The sequence below is a fragment of the Maribacter sp. 2-571 genome, from assembly GCF_050589625.1.
Classification (GTDB): Bacteria; Bacteroidota; Bacteroidia; order Flavobacteriales; family Flavobacteriaceae; genus Pelagihabitans.
Window position 1 is genome coordinate 38,160 of the sequence record NZ_JBNGOP010000021.1, and the last position, 18,760, is coordinate 56,919.

14 protein-coding genes are annotated in these 18,760 nt (G+C 43.6%); 4 read left to right on the top strand and 10 right to left on the bottom strand.

Annotation, left to right across the window (positions count from 1 at the left end; genetic code table 11):
• Nucleotides 1–86: 86 nt before the first annotated feature.
• From ACRD7P_RS14730 to ACRD7P_RS14745, 4 genes are all read left to right on the top strand, one after another.
• The gene (locus ACRD7P_RS14730; RefSeq protein WP_430908442.1) at nt 87–1,250 is read left to right on the top strand and encodes a DUF2062 domain-containing protein; all 1,164 of its coding nucleotides are present in this window, start codon (nt 87–89) and stop codon (nt 1,248–1,250) included.
• A complete protein-coding gene (locus ACRD7P_RS14735) occupies nt 1,243–4,944 on the top strand; it encodes a 1-acyl-sn-glycerol-3-phosphate acyltransferase (RefSeq protein WP_430908400.1) in 3,702 nt (1,233 codons plus the stop codon). The genes ACRD7P_RS14730 and ACRD7P_RS14735 overlap by 8 nt, the downstream gene beginning before the upstream one ends.
• Nucleotides 4,945–4,953: 9 nt before the next feature.
• Nucleotides 4,954–5,766, top strand: a complete 813-nt coding sequence (locus ACRD7P_RS14740) for a sulfurtransferase (RefSeq protein ID WP_430908401.1) — start codon at nt 4,954–4,956, stop codon at nt 5,764–5,766.
• A 184-nt stretch (nt 5,767–5,950) separates the two neighbouring features.
• On the top strand, nt 5,951–7,471 hold the full coding sequence (locus tag ACRD7P_RS14745) for a phytoene desaturase family protein (protein ID WP_430908402.1): 1,521 nt from the start codon (nt 5,951–5,953) through the stop codon (nt 7,469–7,471).
• An 82-nt stretch (nt 7,472–7,553) separates the two neighbouring features.
• On the opposite strand, the gene ACRD7P_RS14750 is transcribed toward ACRD7P_RS14745, so the two are convergent.
• The 10 genes from ACRD7P_RS14750 to ACRD7P_RS14795 form a co-directional block, all read right to left on the bottom strand.
• Nucleotides 7,554–8,327 (bottom strand): SDR family NAD(P)-dependent oxidoreductase, encoded by a 774-nt coding sequence (locus tag ACRD7P_RS14750; protein WP_430908403.1) that lies wholly within the window; start codon nt 8,325–8,327, stop codon nt 7,554–7,556.
• Nucleotides 8,328–8,331: 4 nt separating this feature from the next.
• Complete coding sequence (locus tag ACRD7P_RS14755) at nt 8,332–9,108, bottom strand: SDR family NAD(P)-dependent oxidoreductase (protein ID WP_430908443.1); 777 nt, start codon at nt 9,106–9,108, stop codon at nt 8,332–8,334.
• Nucleotides 9,109–9,151: 43 nt separating this feature from the next.
• On the bottom strand, nt 9,152–10,873 hold the full coding sequence (locus tag ACRD7P_RS14760) for an IlvD/Edd family dehydratase (protein ID WP_430908404.1): 1,722 nt from the start codon (nt 10,871–10,873) through the stop codon (nt 9,152–9,154).
• A gap of 582 nt (nt 10,874–11,455) precedes the next feature.
• Nucleotides 11,456–12,802 (bottom strand): ATP-binding protein, encoded by a 1,347-nt coding sequence (locus ACRD7P_RS14765; RefSeq protein ID WP_430908405.1) that lies wholly within the window; start codon nt 12,800–12,802, stop codon nt 11,456–11,458.
• A 382-nt stretch (nt 12,803–13,184) separates the two neighbouring features.
• A complete protein-coding gene (locus ACRD7P_RS14770; RefSeq protein ID WP_430908406.1) occupies nt 13,185–13,853 on the bottom strand; it encodes a hypothetical protein in 669 nt (222 codons plus the stop codon).
• A gap of 26 nt (nt 13,854–13,879) precedes the next feature.
• Complete coding sequence (locus ACRD7P_RS14775; RefSeq protein WP_430908407.1) at nt 13,880–14,698, bottom strand: hypothetical protein; 819 nt, start codon at nt 14,696–14,698, stop codon at nt 13,880–13,882.
• A 185-nt stretch (nt 14,699–14,883) separates the two neighbouring features.
• Entirely contained in the window at nt 14,884–15,627 is a 744-nt protein-coding gene (locus ACRD7P_RS14780) for a hypothetical protein (protein WP_430908408.1), read from the bottom strand.
• A gap of 63 nt (nt 15,628–15,690) precedes the next feature.
• The gene (locus ACRD7P_RS14785) at nt 15,691–16,287 is read right to left on the bottom strand and encodes a hypothetical protein (RefSeq protein ID WP_430908409.1); all 597 of its coding nucleotides are present in this window, start codon (nt 16,285–16,287) and stop codon (nt 15,691–15,693) included.
• Between the two features lie 193 nt (nt 16,288–16,480).
• Entirely contained in the window at nt 16,481–17,098 is a 618-nt protein-coding gene (locus tag ACRD7P_RS14790; protein WP_430908410.1) for a hypothetical protein, read from the bottom strand.
• Nucleotides 17,099–18,047: 949 nt separating this feature from the next.
• Nucleotides 18,048–18,629: a hypothetical protein gene (locus ACRD7P_RS14795; protein WP_430908411.1), complete on the bottom strand. Its 582-nt coding sequence runs from the start codon at nt 18,627–18,629 to the stop codon at nt 18,048–18,050.
• Nucleotides 18,630–18,760 lie beyond the last annotated feature (131 nt).

Below are 18,760 nucleotides of genomic sequence, written 5' to 3' on the forward strand. Positions count from 1 at the left end.
TCGTATCTTTGATAAAATTGCGAAGCCGCAGTTTCGCGAGTGCCAACGATACCGTGCCGACCCATACCCCATCCATACAAGAAACGATGCAACGCCTAGGGTGTTGCGTTCTGGTACCGACCTACAACAATGGGGGCACCCTTAAAAAAGTACTGGACGGTATTTTAAAACGGACCACATCGGTAATCGTAATAAACGACGGGGCTACGGACAATACTGCCGATATCCTAGCCGCGTATCCAGAAGTACAACAACTACACCTACCGGAAAACAAAGGCAAGGGAAATGCCCTGCGCCACGGTTTTGAAAAGGCGATCGCATTAGGGTTTGCCTATGCCATCACCATCGATTCGGACGGGCAACACTATCCCGACGATATTCCTGTGTTTCTTGAAGCCTTGGAAAATAGTGAAAACAAGAATATACTGCTTATCGGGGCCCGAAATATGGCCCAATCCGACGTACCGGGAAAAAGTAGTTTCGGAAACAAGTTTTCCAACTTTTGGTTTTGGTTCGAGACGGGTAAACGGCTGACCGACACCCAAAGCGGTTATCGGTTATATCCCCTAAAGGAGATAGCCAAACTTCGGTTGCGAACCCCAAAATTCGAGTTTGAAATAGAGGTGATCGTAAAAGCTGCCTGGAACGGCACCTCGGTCCAAAATATTCCCATACGCATTTCATACGATGAGGAAGAACGTGTTTCCCATTTCAGGACCGTTCCCGATTTTGCCCGTATCAGTGTTTTAAATACCTGGTTCGTTATTGTTGCCCTATTTTACATAAAACCTAGGAACCTTTTTCGGAAAATTAAAAAAAAGGGATTTAAACAGTTTTTGATAGAGAATGTACTACAACATAACGACTCTCCCAAAAAAAAGGCATTGTCCATTGCCCTTGGTGTTTTTATCGGCATTTGTCCGTTTTGGGGCTTTCAAACGCTTCTGGTGTTTTCGTTGGCCGTTTTTTTAAAGCTGAACAAGGCCATTGCCTTTGCCTTTTCCAATGTGAGCATTCCCCCGATGATTCCCTTTATCATTTATGGGAGCGTACACCTGGGCATGTTCCTTACCGGCGAGCCACTTTCGTTTTCGATGGACGACCTTACCCAAAACCTTGAAGTGTTGCAGCACCTGAAAACCTATTTGGTGGGAAGCTTTGCCCTCGCCCTGATCGCAGCGGTACTTTTCGGTTCGATCGGATACGCCGTACTGATCGCAAAGCAAAAAATCACCGTTGACAATGGATAAGGTGTTCGGAAACATATACCGCGGGATACGGCGATGGAAATGGGGTAATTTCTTGGGTTTGTTGCTCCTTATTGCGGCGCTACTGGCCATTGTACGCCAAATTCGCTTTGAAGATGACATCACTTCCCTGATTCCCGCAAACGACGATGCCAAACGCATTCAGAAAGTGCTGAAATCCATTACGTTTACCGATAAGATCGTCGTCAACATCCAGAAGGGCGAACAAGGCACCATAGACGACCTTACGGCATACGCCACGGTTTTTTTGGATAGTTTGGAACAGAACGGTTCCGAATACATCAAAAACATTCAGGGACGCATCAACGAGGACGACCTTCCCAAAACCCTGGACCTGGTCTACAACAATTTACCGCTGTTCTTGGACGCTGCCGATTACGAGGGCATACAGGAACAACTCACGCCAGATAGCATTGCCAAGATTACGGCCAAAAACTACCGTTCCCTGGTTTCACCTTCGGGAATTGTAACCCGAAAAACCATTTTAAAAGATCCTTTGGGGCTGTCGTTCCTTGCGCTAAAAAAATTACAGCAATTGGGTATCGGCGACGACTTTAAACTCAAAAATGGCTTTTTGCTCGATGCAAAAGAAACCAATATCCTTCTTTTTGTCACCCCGATACACAGCTCCAACGCTACGGACAAAAACCTGCCCTTTTCCGAGCGGCTATATGCCCTTCAAGAGCAGTTGAACGCACAATTTAAGGGCACGGTAAAAAGCGAATACTATGGTGCCGCGCTGGTAGCGGTTGCAAATGCCAAACAGATTCGGAAGGACATTCAGTTTACGGTCAGCATCGCCATGACCGTACTGCTCATTTTAATGATTTTTTTTTACCGCAAATGGTCCCTACCGCTCATCCTGTTCGCCCCTACCCTGTTCGGGGTACTATTAGCAGTGGCCTTTCTATGCTTGATCCGGGCCAAAATATCGATCATTTCCCTTGGTATCGGATCCGTACTGTTGGGCGTTACCTTGGATTATGCGCTGCATATCCTCACGCATATCCGAAACGGCAATAGCGTGCAAAGCCTCTATACCGATGTGGCCCCATCAATTTTAATGAGCAGTGCCACCACGGCATCCGCATTTTTATGCCTGTTGTTCCTAGAGTCGCAGGCCCTGCAAGATTTGGGCATTTTTGCGGCGGTAAGCGTTTTGGGCGCATCGGTATTCGCCCTGGTTTTTATCCCACAGGTATATAAAACCGTAAAAAAAACGCCCGGAAAAACGATTTTGGACCGTTTGGCGGCACATGCCTTTCATAGGAACAAATGGGCCATTATTGCCGTGTTGTTGCTTACCGTAATCAGTTGTTTTACGTACGGTACGGTCAAATTCAATAAAGACCTTACCAAACTGAATTACGAACCTGAGGTACTGCTATCGGCCCGCAAACGCTTGGAGACCTTAACGGACATCAGTTCCAAATCCATTTACCTTTCCACCTATGGGGAACAACAGGAAAAGGTATTGCAACGAAACGATTCCCTATACAGGGTTTTGGAAGGCATGGCCGAAAAGGAAGCCATTATCAGCTTTAGTTCCATTGGGGCGCTGGTACGGTCGCAAAAACTACAGCGGCAGAAAATAGCGGCCTGGAACGCGTTTTGGGAAGGCGACAGGGCAATGAAAACCTCGGAAAACCTGATAAAAAGCGGTACGCCCTTAGGGCTTAAGGAAACCACCTTCGATGGGTTTTACCGACTACTAAAAAGAGAGTTTCGCCCCATAAAAATTTCCGACTTGGAAACCGTAAAATCGTTCGCGGTGGACGATTTTATCGTGCAAGATGCCAATGGCACCACCATTACGTCCCTGGTAAAGGTCGGGGACGCCCATATTGATTCCGTTAGGGCCGCCTTTGCGAACGAACCCCATACCCTATTGATCGATAGGCAGCAGCTAAACGAGACTTTTCTGGGAAATTTAAAGGACGATTTCAATAGTCTTATCGGGTATTCCTTAATAGTGGTAGTCCTCATTTTAGGCTTCTTTTACCGTAGCCTTTCCCTAACCCTGGTCACCAGCATTCCCATTTTCCTCACGTGGTTTTTAACGGTAGGCGTTATGGGCGTGTTCCATATCGAGTTCAATATTTTCAACATCATCATTTGCAGTTTTATTTTTGGTCTAGGGGTGGATTATAGCATTTTCGTCACCAATGGGCTGTTGACCGAATACCGTACGGGCGAAAAGGTATTACCGACGCATAAAACGGCCATCATCCTATCGGTCATTACCACCATTGCAGGGGTAGGCGTGCTCGTTTTTGCAAAACATCCGGTGTTGTATACCATATCGTTGGTATCGCTTATCGGGATTTTTTGTGCCGCTTTTGTTGCCTTTACCATACAACCCCTATTGTTTCGGTTGTTTATCGGAAATCGAAAAAAACGGCCCATTTCGGTGCGCTATCTCATCCATTCCATTGTTTCTTTCGGGTATTTCGGCCTGGGGGGATTGTTGCTCTCGTTGTATGCCTGGATCGTGTTGAAAATTTCTCCCAACAGTCGCAACAAAAAGCAACTCGGTTTTCATACCGTGGTGTCCAAACTTATGGGTTCCGTACTTTACACCAATCCCTTTGTTCGGAAAACGATTCGGAACCCGCATGGGGAAACTTTTGCAAAACCGGCAATGATCATTGCGAACCATACCTCTTTCCTCGATATTTTGTGCATCGGTATGCTACATCCCAAAATTATCTTTTTGGTCAACGACTGGGTGTACCACTCCCCGGTATTCGGTTGGGCCGCTAAATTGGCGGGGGCCTATCCGGTATCGAGCGGGCTCGAAAACGGTACTGCCTATTTGAAGGAGAAAGTGGCACAGGGTTTTAGCCTGATCGCCTTTCCGGAGGGTACCCGATCCACCAGCAATACCATAAAACGTTTTCACAAGGGCGCTTTCTTTCTGGCGGAATCGTTCCATCTGGACATCCTTCCCGTACTTATCCATGGCAATTCGGAAGTACTGCCCAAAGGCACGTTTAGCATTCGGGACGGGAGCATCACCGTTGAAATACTTCCTAGAATTCCATCACAAACAACACAATTCGGAAAAGATTATACCGAACGTAGCAAAAAGGTCGCTGCCCTGTTTCGAAACGAATTCGACCGCCTGCGCAACACCATAGAAACGGAAAACTATTGGCATGCTACCCTGTTGGAACATTTTCGGTACAAAGGGGACCAGGTATACGGCACGGTGAAAAAGGACCTAAAACAATATTCAAAAATCTATTTTCAGCTGTTACGGAACATCGGAAAAACGGACCGCATCGTTCATATTTCCGAAGGATACGGACAATTGGATTTTCTGCTCATGCTCGATTCCGGTACTCGGAACGTAACCCTGTATCTGGAAGACGCTTCGACCCGTGCCCTTGTCCGAAATAATTTTCTTGTCCAACAGCGCCGTCGCTTGACGGTAGCCGATGATCGGGAAGCCCTTCTGGAAACAACGGCAGATGTACTTATCTTGGATACCGATCTCGAACCGTTCGATAGTTGGGAAAATGATTTTTTAGGCCGTTTTTCTATGGTAATCATATTAAAAAGCACCGTAGACGGCCCTTTGATGGAAAAATTGCGCTCCGTTGGCCTTGAACGGCAGCAGGAGCTTACGGACTATTTTCAATTTTCAAGGACAACCCCGTTTAACCTACAATAAACATTAGCCATGAAAAAGAATACCATTGATGTTGCCGAATTAAGCGATCGTTTGGGTACGCCGAACCTTATCGTATTGGATGCGACCATTCCAAAAGTAGCCGGTGCCGCTCCACCAAAAGGAAAACGGCGTATTCCAGGGGCACGCTTTTTTGATATCAAAAAGGCCTTTAGCGATAGGGACAGTCCTTTTCCCAATACCTTCCCCCAAGTCGAACAATTTCAAGAAGCCTGCCGTGCCCTTGGCATCGATAACGAGAGTACTGTTGTGGTGTATGACGATCTGGGAATCTATTCAAGTCCGCGTGCTTGGTGGATGTTAAGGACCATGGGGCATAAAAATGTACTGGTCCTCGACGGTGGACTGCCGGAATGGGAACGGCAGGGCTATGCAACCGAGGCCGTAACGGAACGGCCCATAGCGGTAGGAAATTTTAAGGCAAGCTTTGATGCCGATGCCGTTAAACAATTCGAGTTTATCCGATCCAATAGTTCCAGCTCCGAAGCACTGGTCATCGATGCCCGTTCGGCAGATCGTTTTTATGCCCGGGTCCCCGAACCCCGAGCGGACCTTAGGGGTGGTCATATTCCGAGATCCATGAACATTCCCTATACCGAAGTATTGGAAAATGGTAAATTCAAATCGCCCCGGGCCCTAAAACCGGTCTTCGAACCCTTACAAGGTGAAACAAGACCCTTGGTATTCTCCTGTGGTTCCGGAATTACGGCATGTATCGTTTTACTGGCCGGCGAACAACTATTGCAGAACCAACTGGCCGTTTATGATGGTTCTTGGACGGAATATGCGCTAAAGACCTCTTGATCGGTACATCGTTTCAAAGTTAAAATAGAACGACAAAAGTGATATCTTTATAGCTTAGGTCCATAGCCATGGAACACCGGTCATCCTCCGCTATCAAGAATGTTATGATCGTAAAATGTAAAGCAGTTGGGACCGTTTTAGCGGCACGGTAAAACCTAGGTATCGCATAAAAATTGCAAAGGGAATGAAAGAACGATACGATGTGGTCATCATCGGCAGTGGTATGGGCGGCCTAGTGGCTGCCAATATTCTTGCCCGTGAGGGGAAATCGGTCTGCGTATTGGAGAAGAACAACCAATTCGGGGGCAACTTACAGACCTTTGTGCGCGAAAAAACGATTTTCGATACGGGCGTACACTATTTGGGCGGGCTCTCCAAAGGCCAAAACCTTTATCGGTATTTTGAGTATTTGGATGTTTTGGACGGCTTGGAATTCAAACAACTCGATCGGGACGGTTTTGACATCATTACTTTCGACGACGATCCCAATGAATATCCACATGCGCAGGGTTATGAAAATTTTGAAAATAGCCTTATCGCGCAATTCCCCGAAGAGGCCAAAGCCATTCGAACCTATACCGCCAAATTACGGGAGATCTGCGCCAAGTTTCCCTTGTACAACCTCCAATTGGGCAAACCCTATTACGAAGATTCCGATATGTTCGAGGCCCCGGCAAAGCCCTATATCGATTCGCTGACACAAAACAAAAAACTTCGGGCGGTACTGGCCGGGTCCAATCTGTTGTATGCGGGAGATGCCGATAAAAGTCCGTTTTATGTGCATGCGCTATCCGTCAATTCCTATATTGAAAGTGCCTATCGGTGCGCAGATGGAGGCAGCCAGATCACCAAAAGGTTGATCCGCAAGCTAAAAGAACACGGGGGCGATGCCTTTAAACACCAAGAGGTGGTCAATTTTGAAGTGGTGGACAAAAGGGTGGTTTCGGTCAGCACCAAAAAAGGGGATGTTGTCCGCGGGGATATTTTTATCTCGAACATCGAACCCAAAACCACGGTAAAATTGGTAGGGGAACAGCATTTTCGAAAATCGTACGGCAAACGCATTTCGGAAATCGATAGTACCATTTCGGCCTTTAGCATCCATTTGGTGCTCAAACCAAAAACCTTCCCGTACCTCAATAAAAATTACTACCACTTTAAAAACCATGATGCGGTTTGGAACGGCCACCAATACACGGCGGAAAGCTGGCCGGAAACCTATATGGTCTCCATGGGCGTTAGAAAGGACCAGGACGAATGGGGCGACCAATTAACGGCCATTTCCTATATGCGTTACGAGGAAGTGGAGCCATGGGCGGCAACCTTCAATACCGTTGCCCATAAAAATAACAGGGGGGAAACCTATGAGGATTTTAAAAAAGCACGGACCGAAATTTTTCTTGACGAACTGGAGAAAAAATTTCCGAACATCCGGGAGTGCGTTCAATCGGTACATACCTCAACACCGTTGTCCTACCGTGATTATATAGGTTGCAATCGGGGATCCATGTACGGCTATGTAAAGGACGTGAGCAATCCGTTAAAATCGTTCATATCGCCCCGGACCAAAATTCCGAACCTGCTTTTTACCGGACAAAGCCTTAACATGCACGGTATTTTAGGGGTCACCATTAGCGGTGTGCTTACCTGTTCCGAAATTTTGGGAGGGGCCTATCTGCTGGAGAAGATTGTTGGCGAAAGTTAGGAGTTAGGAGTGAAAATTACCTTTTCAGCCGATATCACCAAAAGCATTGCCCGACCTTTTTCATAGAACGGACGGAATACTTTTAGCTTTCCTTGGGGGGCGGACTTACGGATGTCCACCCACCATCAACGATAATTGTCTGGCCCGTAATCTGTCCCGAACTATCCGCCAATAAAAACAGAATGGTCTTCGCGATATCCGATGTTGTAGAAACGATTCCGGTAGGCGTAATTTCTTCCCAAATAGCCTTGTAGTTTTCATCCGATTGGGTGCGTTCGGTCAATGTTGCCCCGGGAGCTACCGCGTTTACGGTTATTTTATACTTTGCCAATTCAACACTCAAGCTTTTGGCCAACATCTCCAGGGCGGCTTTGGTCATCCCGTATGCCGACAGCTTGGGGTGTGCTCGATGCCCAGTGACCGACGACATAAAAATGATCCGTCCGCCGGTTTCTTGTTCAATGAATTGCTTGGTTGCCGCTTGGGCGAGAAAAAAGGAACCCTGCAAGTTAATGGACGTCAGTTTTTGAAAATTCTCCAGTTTGTAATCGATAAAATCACCAAAAGTAGTGATGCCCGAGTTTGCGATTACAAAATCCAACTTCCCAAAGTCGGCTATTGCCGTCCGCACCATCTTTTGAATGACCTCAAGATCGCCGGAATCCCCGACTACCGAACTGCATTTCCCATGATGAGCACGAATTTCGCCGATAGCCCTTTCAAGCGCTTTGTCATCAATATCGTTCAATACGAGCGATGCGCCCGAATTTGAAAGCATTTTGGCAATCTCGAACCCGATACCGATTGCCGCACCCGTTATTATGGCTACTTTGCCATCATAAGAAAAATGTATCATTGCACTAGCTGTTAAGCGTTAAAAAACCACCATCGATCGGGTAAAAACTACCGGTTACAAAACCGGCCTCATCGGAACAGAGGTATAGGGCGAGGTTCGCAATTTCATCGGGCCGTCCCATACGCCCGATCGGTTGTGTTTTTGATAATTTTTCGAACATTTCCCGTTTGTTTTCCGGATAGTTCTCCTCCAAATAATTGTCTACAAAAGGGGTATGCACTCGTCCGGGACCAATAGCGTTACACCTGATGTTGTCGTTGATATAATCTTTGGCTATCGATGTGGTCATGGCATACACGGCCCCTTTGCTCATGGAATACCCGAACCTATCGGGAAGTCCCACAACGGCCGCAACGGAGGCCATGTTGAGAATGACGCCACCACCGGACTTTTTCATCAACGGCACACAAAAGTGCAAACAATTGTACGCGCCCATGATGTTTATGGCGCACATTTTATCCATATCCAGAAAGGAAGTTTGTTCCACATTACCGATTTGGGCAATAGCTGCATTATTTACCAAAATAGCTATGGAACCGGAAATATCATAAACTTTCTGAAAAACGGCCCCGACGTCTTCGTGACTGCCGATATCACATTGGTGAAATTTTGCCGCTCCCGACTGTGCTTCAATTTCCTTTACTGCAAGATTTCCCTTCTCGGCATCAATATCCAAAATATGAACAAAAGCCCCTTGTCTGGCAAATACCTTGCTGATGCTTTCTCCAATGCCTTTTGCGCCTCCGGTAACAACGGCAACTTTTCCCGACAAGTCGAATATTGGTTTCATCTGTTAATATTTATTGTTTTTTTTGTTCCAAACTTTAGTGGGAATCCCTCTTGACCTCGCTCCCCGAATTTCCCTTTAAAAAATCCAGGTCGACCCCTTCGTGGGCCTGCTCTACATGTTCGATATACATTTTGGTGTATCCCCTGGCATAACCAAGATCTGGGGCCTTCCACCTTTTTTTACGCTCCGCCAATTCTTCCTCCGAAACGTGTAGCGTCAATTTTCTATTGGGTACGTCCAATTCAATGATGTCACCCGTTTGCACCAATCCGAACGTACCGCCGACCGCAGCTTCCGGAGATATGTGCAACACCACCGTTCCGAAGGCGGTACCGCTCATACGGCCATCGGAAATTCGTACCATATCGGTTATCCCTTTGTCCAGCATCGTTTTCGGCAATCCGATATTCCCGACTTCGGGCATTCCCGGATAGCCTTTCGGACCGGCATTTTTCAATACCAGAACCGAATTTTCATCCAAATCCAGATCGGGCAGGTTTACCCGGGCCTTATAATCTTCAATATCCTCAAAAACAAAGGCCCTTCCCTTGTGCTGCATCAAGGCCGGAGTGGCCGCCGAAGGTTTGATTATTGCACCATTGGGGCATAGGTTGCCTTTCACTACCGCTATTCCCGAATCGTGTTTTACGGGTTTTTCCACCGTTCCTATGACCGCTTCGTTATAGCATGCCGCCGCTTCGGAGTTTGCGCCGATGGATTTTCCGTTCACCGTTAATGCGGTGTTGTTTAAATGGGCACGCAGCCCTTTTAGGATTACCGGTAAACCCCCCGCATAATACAGGTCTTCCATCATGTACTTCCCCGATGGCTGTAAATTGGCCAACAGCGGTATTTTCGCCGAAAATTCATCAAAATCCTCAAGGGTCAGTGGTACCCCTACCCGCCCGGCAATTGCAAGCAAATGCACCACAAAATTGGTGGAGCCCCCAATACCCGCGTTTACCATAATCGCATTTTCGAAGGCTTCCCGGGTCAGCACTTTTGAAAGTTTCAAATCTTCCTTTACCATATCCACAATGCGCCTACCGGTCAGGTGTGCCAATACTTTTCTGCGTGCGTCCGCCGCCGGAATGGCGGCATTATGGGGGAGGGACATTCCCAAAGCTTCTATCATACAGGCCATTGTGGAAGCTGTTCCCATGACCGCGCAGTGCCCATCGCTGCGGCACATGGCCGCTTCGATCTCCACAAATTCTTTCTGACTTAGATCTCCTTTTCTATTGGCCTCGCTTAATTTCCAAAGATCGGTCGTGCCCACGTCCTTACCTTTGTGTTTGCCGTTCAACATTGGCCCTCCCGATAGAAATATGGTGGGAAGATCTACACTGGCGGCCCCCATCAGGATCGAAGGTGTTGTTTTGTCGCAACCACCCAACAATACGACGCCGTCCATAGGATTTCCGCGAATGCTCTCCTCGGCGTCCATACTCGCCAAATTCCGATATAGCATGGTGGTGGGTTTCATTAAAGTTTCTCCCAAGGACATTACGGGGAACTCCAACGGAAAGCCCCCGGCTTCCCAAACGCCCCTTTTTACATGTTCGGCCAATTGACGCAAATGTCCATTGCACGGGGTTAGCTCGGACCAGGTATTGCAAATACCGATAACGGGCTTGCCTTCAAATTCATCTGCCGGATAACCCTGGTTCTTCATCCAAGCCCGATAAATGAACCCATCCTTCCCCGTTTTACCGAACCATTTTTGGCTTCGCAAGTCTTTTTTTATATCCGTCATATCTTGTTTCAATTTACGCCTAGATCGGCGTTGCTGTTTTTGGCGGTCAGGTCAAGATACGCTCTTTTCCTTTCTATTTGACCCGCTTTGGGGGGCACCGATGCAGAAATTAAGGCCTTGGTACTTTTAAGGCCAAAACAACTAAGCATTCGGTGATTTAAGGAAAAGTAGTTTCTCTTTTAAAAGCGTCCGTTTTTAGAACGATTATGTATAAAAAATAGTCTTGGAAAAAATCGAAAATACTCCATAACCTACTTATTTTCAAATACTTAAAACAACATCTAAACTATTACGCACCGATTTGGACACCACTGTTGGCCTTGATACTAAAGATAGGTATTTGTGTGCTATTGGCATCATCCGCCATATTTATCGCACAAAAAAATAAGCATTGTTATAAAATAGGTGTACGCATTTTTGCAGCGAAAATACCCACGGTGGAACGTTTATTTGAGAAGGACGCCAAAGGAAAAAAGATACTTTATAAACTTTATTCAGATTTTCTAAAACTTTTACGGTATGCAGTTTTAGTATTCCGTAGGGTGCCGAAATGCAAGAAACCTATTGTTGTGCTTTCGTTTTTTAATTGTTCGTTTTCATTTTAAGTGTAATCTCTCCGATATTATAGGCATATATTGATGCTGGAAGAAAAGTAAAACTCAAGTCTTGTGTTTCTTTCGTTCCCATTTCATCAATTGAGGTAACAACGGCAGCCTTGAGTTTATTTGTTTCACAAAACTTAATTAGACTTTTCAATTCTTGGGGTTTATCAAAATATCGATTACTCCACTTGATTTCTACTCCCCAAACAGGTTTGTAATTTTTATCATCTACTAAAACAAGGTCTACCTCTCCTTCAATTCTGCCGTCTTTCCATCTGGCATAAGTTAAATCTAGCTGTTCTCGGTGCATCCATTGTGAAAGTATTGCCGTTTCAACCATGTTTCCCATCTCCTGGTCCGTCTCACTTATCGGTGAGAATAAAGCTGTGCGCAGTGATGAATTAGTAAGATATACTTTGAAGCTTGTTATCCTTTTCAATCTTTTTGCATTGACCCCAACTTTGTTCAATACTTTAATGAGGAATGCTGCTTCTAAATATTCTAGATATTTTTTTAAGGTATCCTTTTGAATCCCACTTTCCCTGGACATTGTTTCATAAGAAAATTCGTTTCCGGTATTATAAGCTATATATGTAAAAAATCTGTTTAATTCTTGGACATCTTTAATTCCATACAAGCTTGGTAAATCTCTGAGCAGCACTTTATCTACGATATCATTTTTTACGTATCTTCCCATAGCACCTTGTATTTTCTCGGATAATACGACCTCAGGGTAGCCCCCAAAATTTAAATAATGAACAAATTCTTTATTTAAAGCTTTTGAGTCATGGGTTAAGCAATACCGTATATCCCTATCTCCATATTGAATTTCACCTTCAAAAATTAGATGGTCTAAATTTTTCAAATGGATATATTCCTGAAATGTCAACGGAGGTAACAAGAAATCGGTAAATCTGCCCGCTCCACTTTCCGTACTATGCCATTTCAAAGCTGCGGCCGCTGAGCCTGAAACAATGAATTTCGTTTCAGGATATGAGTCGACCAATACCTTTAAATGTCTTTCCCAATCTTTCAAGTATTGTATTTCATCAAAAAAGACAGAACAGCCATTAAGGTTTTCAAGGTTTAAGGCTTTTTTACATAGCGTTAAAACCTCCTCTAAGCTTAAATTGACATAAATCGGGTTATCAATGCCTATAAAGAATAGTTTATGGGGGTTTGTTCCTTCTTTCAGTAAGTTTTCAATGCAATGAAATAACATTACCGTTTTACCAACCCTTCTAGGTCCCATTAAAACTAAAGCTCTTTTGACGTTTCTTTCAAGAACGAATGGATAAAAGAGATCAAAGTACAATCTCTTGGACATTGCACTATACGTGTTCGGTATCTCCCTGGTAATCCACCATGGATTTTCATAGCGAAGGCGTTCGATAATCTTTGCTGTCGGAATAGGGTTTAACATTGTTGTGTTTTCTTCTTAAATATACAAAAATACACAAAATAAGAAGATTTAAAACCCTCTATAATTACATTTATTGAGTTTATAGGACAAATATTGGAGAGTAAAGCGATTAAATTGACAGTCGAATGTTTTACTCAATGACCCCGGACAACTGAATATCCCTATTACCTATATCCATTTGTTACCCTCTATTTAATGAGAACCTTAAGGTGAAGTGTATTATACCATTTCTGGTGTTATGGTTTCTTGGCCAACGGCACTTGTTACAACCGAGCGGTAGCTTTCGCTATCGATGGGGAAAGCAGATGATTCCTTGTTGTTCCCTGTCCCAAACCTCAAAATACTGCTCTACCACCACCCCTTCTTGCATTACCCGATAAAGAACCCACTCCTGTAGTTGCGCAAAACTTCCCCAGTACTTTTCGTGGTACACTAAAAATTGGTTTTCCGTTACGTGCAGCGGTTCGGAGAAACGATGGTTGTGCATTTGTTTTGCTACTCTTTCGACAATGGTGACACCGGTACCCCCTAAAAAATCAGGGTGCGGCCTATCCGGGCCTATTCGATCAAAAAATTCCATGATCCGTTCCCTCCCAAAATGTTCGGCAATTTTGGAAGTGTCCAAATAGGCCTTGGCCAAACTGCGCTCCGCCTCCGTGTTAACGGCCCAGTTTAACAGGATAAACGAACGCTCTTTTCTTTTTTCCACTTGGTCGATACTGTCCTGTTCGGTAAACCTTCCCTTTAAAATAAGGTCGTGAAGCACCTCTGCCAACATGGGATCGGGTACGGTGTCTTGCCGTATTACTTCGGGGACTATTCCATAGGCCGTTTCGGTAATTGTTTGCGAAAACGAGGTCAAAGGGCCAAAAAGAAATAGGAACCGCAACAGACCCAACGCCATATTGGTATTTTTCAAATAGGCTACCATACGATGTAAAAGTGTGTTGGCCATTTGGAAAGGTTTTAGAAATGTAGTCGTCATTTTTCTTGATCCAGCAATAAAATCGTCATCGTATTTTGGATGGCCCGTTCCGTTTCGCCCAGCGGTGGAACCGTTACAACATAGGTATCGGCCAAGGATATTTTTCCGTAATGCTTTTCAAAACGATCGTTCGTAAAATTTGCCAGTTCTTCAAATTTTTCCGCTATGGTCCGTGTTACGTCATCGGTCAAATTTTGAAAACGGGATTCAAGATAGGTCGCTACCGCCTTGGTGGGAGCATCCATATAATGTTTAAAGTACGGGTAATCCGGAAACGTACACCCTAGTTTATGTTTTTGTAACGATAATGCCAATGCGTTCGGTTTAAAGCTTCTGCAATGGCGAAAATGTTGGGTCAACATTTTCTTTTTTTGTTCCTGAAGAAACTTTTGGTGTTCTTTCCTCAAATAATCCACTTTTGCGGCTTCCATGGAGGTCCCTAAAAAGGGCTGTCCATATTTGTTTTTTTGAAAGGCCGGTAGCAATCGCTGTTCGTAAAAATCCTGTATGTCCCGTGTATAGGCTATGTCGACCGTATTTGGTTTGTCACCGTCGACCAATGCTTTTTCGTACCTACGGATATTCTCGATATGGCGGCGTTCAAAACGTTCGAATTGGGCAGCATCTAAAATTTCCCTGAACATACTTAGGTCATAATCCCATTCTTCCCAATCCGAAAAAAAATGATGCTCGGAAGAAATCCGTTTTTCTTCTTCATGGGCATACACTTTTTCGGCCTGCTCAAAAGTCAGGTTCAAATACTCCAAACGACTTTTATCCAGGTTTACTCGCCACTTGTATTCTTCCGCATCCATTTCAACTTGTTTTTGGTTAAATCTACCTTGTTTTTCAAAATGACCGACTTCGTTCGATAACTGCCAAGAAACCGATTATACCGTTTTTACGTTACAATGGTACTGACACCGACATCCGTTCGGGGTCACGGCCCAAACGAGCTCACAAAGCTCTCATACGTATCGGTACCTTCATAAAAATAGAGTTAAAGGGTCAATTTTGTATCGGTCGGTATGCTTTTTTTATTTTTAAGGCCACGCAGAATTGTATGCTCCTTAATACAGTTCAACAACGCGGCATCCAAGGGAGCGTTACCCAACTCCTTTAGGGGTTTGATCATTTTGATTTTCAAGTTGGTATCGACGGCCAGCTCATAAAAAGCGTAAGGTGGCGTTGTAATGGTAAAACTTCTGGGCTGCCATAGGCACTCATCCATAAAATAGGTTTTTAACCGGTACTCGTTGGTAGGGTAAAGGTCACTATCCTTTATATATTGTAGTACTTCAAGTTTCTGCTGCATCGTTTTATAGCGCTTGGCCCTGATGGCTATCAATTCTTCTTCGGTATATTTTCGAACGAAGTACTCGGAATCATATGTTTTATCAACTTGTTCCGATCCGGAACAGCTGCCAAAAACAAGGTCGCCGCTGTTGTTTTTCGAAGCAAAGATGAGCCAGGTGGTGTTCTTTGGGGTATAAAATCCGCAGGAACTATTGAGACTGGTATATATCCTTAGGGAGTTGATAGCACTACCCTTGTATAAAGTTGCGATGGAAATTTCAGCAGTGTGGAAATCTTCATTCTGTCCATCCCGAGCGATGTCAATAATTTTTGCCGTCGCCACAAAATCCGATCGGATATACCGCTCCATCAACTTCATCGGAAAACACACACAGGCAAATACCTGATGTCCCATGAGCGCCAATAGCAAGGTAAACAGTGCTTTCATAATTGGTTAGGTCTCAACAATTGTTCCGAAAAGCGTTTTGAATTATGGCCTTCAACAAAAAAATTAATGGTAGTACACTTCCACGGTCTCATCAATGGAGAAAATGCCATTTTCATCATCTCCCAGAAGGTAAAACCTGATTTCGACATTAAATTTTCCGATATGTTTTACATGATAAAGTAGATAGCGTCCGTCTCCAAGAGGAACCGCCTCCGAAAATTTATGGTAGGTTGATAACGGTTCAGGGTCATAGACCAGATCGATCCTATCGACCAACCCTTTCCTCGGCCATTCCCGGTCATAAGAAATCGTTTTTAAAGCTGCCCTGACCACTTCTTCGGGCGTTAGCTTTTTGGACATTATACCGGACTGTCTCAAATCGCTTTTTAATGCTTTCTGCATTCCTGAATTATAACATAATGCAAATAAATGTAATGGCTGATTTCTTATCTTCTCTACATAAGCAACGCTATCCCTTTTGGTGAGTACCCCTTTGAAAACGCGATCATGGATCATGTCCAATTTGTACTTGTTCAACACAGTATCTTGGAGCATTATTTGGTTTACAAGGCGAAACGAGATACCGTCCTTCTCTTGCCCATATGTATTGGTCTGAAATAGACTAAAAAGCAGTATTAACTTTAATAGTAATTTGTTCATTCCATTTTTACATACTGAACTCATCTTGAGTTGTTCTTTTACCTAACCCCGATGCGTCGGGGTCGCATTTTGCTCCGTAATTTCCCCATTTTCAGCTTCCGTAGCCCGGCTATGCAACCATAAAATGGCTTCATTACGTCACAAAAGCCTTCGTTCCTGGTTACAAACAACAACTCAAGATGAGTTCACTTTTTTACACGTTTAGTTTTGGAGCATTTGTGATTTTGAGAACCACACCTTTCTTTGGGTTCTGGATTTTCCTCATCAGGAAGTATAATATCCCGCCAATAAAAATAAATCCTACGATTAGTGTACCTGTTGTTCCAAGAAACTCCGCTATTGTGGCTATTATTTTTCTTAACCATGCCCTTCTGCCAGTAATTCTAACAGTGCCTCCCTTTTCCAATTCCATAGCGGAAATATAGGTAGCACTGGTAAAAATGATGGCGATACCCAAGGTTATAAGGTTAGCGTAAATTTGCTTAAGCACCGAATAGTTTTTTAATTCTATTCCTTTCAGGTTCTTTTTAAAATAGGAACGCATTTCTAAATACACATTCTTATTCAGTTGAAATTCTTCGTCCGTGGTTTTATCATCTCTAAAATTCATTTCAATGGTAAAATCCGAATCTATAAATACGATTTCTTTTAAATCCTCGAAGCGAATACTCCTGATCGACCCTAAACTTTTCGATTCGATAAGTTCATCAATGTTTGTGTCGCTATTTTGTTCGGTCAACCAAATAGCTTTCTCACTCGCTATTAAATATGTAGCGGTTGATTGTGATTCTGATATTATCCAATTTTTCATTATTTTCTAAATGTAAGGGTGTATCGGTTAAGTTGAATAGCGCATAAAGTAAGGTTACATCGTTTGGCCTATTGTCTAATTCAAAGCCATTACCATTACATTTAGCTACTTTACTTTTTCAGTATTTTATCTTTTTTCCAAAAAATCGATATACTGTTCCGATACTTGATTTTTATATCGTATCCTATTGGACTACTCTATTATATCGTAGTCCAGAACAACTAATTTCAATGGCCCGTAATATCAAAGGAGAAACTCAGTTTTCCACACCGGATAAAATTTTAAAAAGATGTTTAGAGGTAAAGTATACGCCTATAGCCAGAACCGATACAACAGAAATTTCAAACCAACTTAAAAGATAATAGGTGTCGTGGATGTTAATCGAAAATGTCGAATCACGGAACATTCCACCTAGAACTAAAACGCTGACAATAGTAATTGAAACCTTGAAATTCATATGAAATCAAATTGGATGGTTTAAAAAAAATGCATTAAAATAACTGAACTTACCCATAGGTATATCTTCGAAATTATAGTTGTCCATGGTTTTACTTCATAGGGTTTGATCAAATTCTGAAACATTCAAAACACGTACGGCTTCTGACTATATTAAATTTACTTCTAAAACGGTTTTGCGCAGATCTTGTTCAATATAACTCCATTTTTGTTGAGTAGAATTTACTCGAAAGGTCCTTACGCAGAAACATGGAACTAAAATCGCAATTAATACCGTGCCCGTTGTGTGCATTGCGAATTCTTTTCTTAGGGGTTTCATCAAGTTTTTCCTTTTTAAGCCTTATAATCAGGATACTTGGCTATTACCATAAGAACAGTCCTGTAAATAGCTTACGGCCCCACCACAAAAGATATTCGAGTTGACTTAAAAACGACCCGTTTTCCGAAAGCAAATTCGGTTAGATGCTATTCGAAATAACCAAATGTACCCGCTTCAATGATAGTACAGCCCTATCGGTTTCTTGAGACTATAGTTTTCACCGTCTATCTCAAAAACGAGGTATTCTTCTACAAACTGAATGTCGATACCCAGTCTAACATGATGAATCAAATACTTGTTGTCCCGTATCAGAACCGGATCGGAGAATCCGTGGTAGCCATCTTTATCGTTAACCATCTCTAACAGTTCAAATCCATCAAACATGGAGATTTTTTCCCATTCTCCTTCTTCGGGTAAACTCTCGTTCATTCTTTTAACCATTGCCGAAGAGAATTCCTTGGATAAGTTGCCATTGGTAACATAATCTTCCGTTAACAGCTTTTTGAATTTACTATTAATCTTCCGCCTATTTAATCTTAATGGCCGGCTCTTGACAAAGTTCACGTATTGTAAACTATCTTTTGTATTCAACTCGTTCCTGGACATCATGGCCTTCACCGCCCGTTGCTTTATGGCATCAAAAACCGTATCTTCTCTTATCAGATCGGAAATCAGTTTATGGGTCGCTTTTTCCAAGTTTTGTGCCACACCTGAAGTTACAAGGCACAGCATCACAAAAAACAATGTATTTTTCATTCCTCAGTACATTTTTTTCCTACGCTCAATAGTTCAAATCCGGTCAGTTCATATGAAAATATATCAGTGTATATCTCTCTCTTCCTCCTCCAGTTTAGTCCATGCCATAGTATCCTTGAGTGTCATCCATA

Excerpts from the sequence above, each read along its gene's own strand:
- ACRD7P_RS14745 (WP_430908402.1), top strand. The coding sequence starts at position 5,951 with ATGAAAGAACGATACGATGTGGTCATCATCGGCAGTGGTATGGGCGGC.
- ACRD7P_RS14740 (WP_430908401.1), top strand. The coding sequence starts at position 4,954 with ATGAAAAAGAATACCATTGATGTTGCCGAATTAAGCGATCGTTTGGGT.
- ACRD7P_RS14735 (WP_430908400.1), top strand. The coding sequence starts at position 1,243 with ATGGATAAGGTGTTCGGAAACATATACCGCGGGATACGGCGATGGAAA.
- ACRD7P_RS14770 (WP_430908406.1), bottom strand. The coding sequence starts at position 13,853 with ATGGCCAACACACTTTTACATCGTATGGTAGCCTATTTGAAAAATACC.
- ACRD7P_RS14780 (WP_430908408.1), bottom strand. The coding sequence starts at position 15,627 with ATGAAAGCACTGTTTACCTTGCTATTGGCGCTCATGGGACATCAGGTA.
- ACRD7P_RS14760 (WP_430908404.1), bottom strand. The coding sequence starts at position 10,873 with ATGACGGATATAAAAAAAGACTTGCGAAGCCAAAAATGGTTCGGTAAA.
- ACRD7P_RS14795 (WP_430908411.1), bottom strand. The coding sequence starts at position 18,629 with ATGAAAAATACATTGTTTTTTGTGATGCTGTGCCTTGTAACTTCAGGT.
- ACRD7P_RS14785 (WP_430908409.1), bottom strand. The coding sequence starts at position 16,287 with ATGAACAAATTACTATTAAAGTTAATACTGCTTTTTAGTCTATTTCAG.
- ACRD7P_RS14750 (WP_430908403.1), bottom strand. The coding sequence starts at position 8,327 with ATGATACATTTTTCTTATGATGGCAAAGTAGCCATAATAACGGGTGCG.
- ACRD7P_RS14790 (WP_430908410.1), bottom strand. The coding sequence starts at position 17,098 with ATGAAAAATTGGATAATATCAGAATCACAATCAACCGCTACATATTTA.
- ACRD7P_RS14775 (WP_430908407.1), bottom strand. The coding sequence starts at position 14,698 with ATGGATGCGGAAGAATACAAGTGGCGAGTAAACCTGGATAAAAGTCGT.
- ACRD7P_RS14765 (WP_430908405.1), bottom strand. The coding sequence starts at position 12,802 with ATGTCCAAGAGATTGTACTTTGATCTCTTTTATCCATTCGTTCTTGAA.
- ACRD7P_RS14730 (WP_430908442.1), top strand. The coding sequence starts at position 87 with ATGCAACGCCTAGGGTGTTGCGTTCTGGTACCGACCTACAACAATGGG.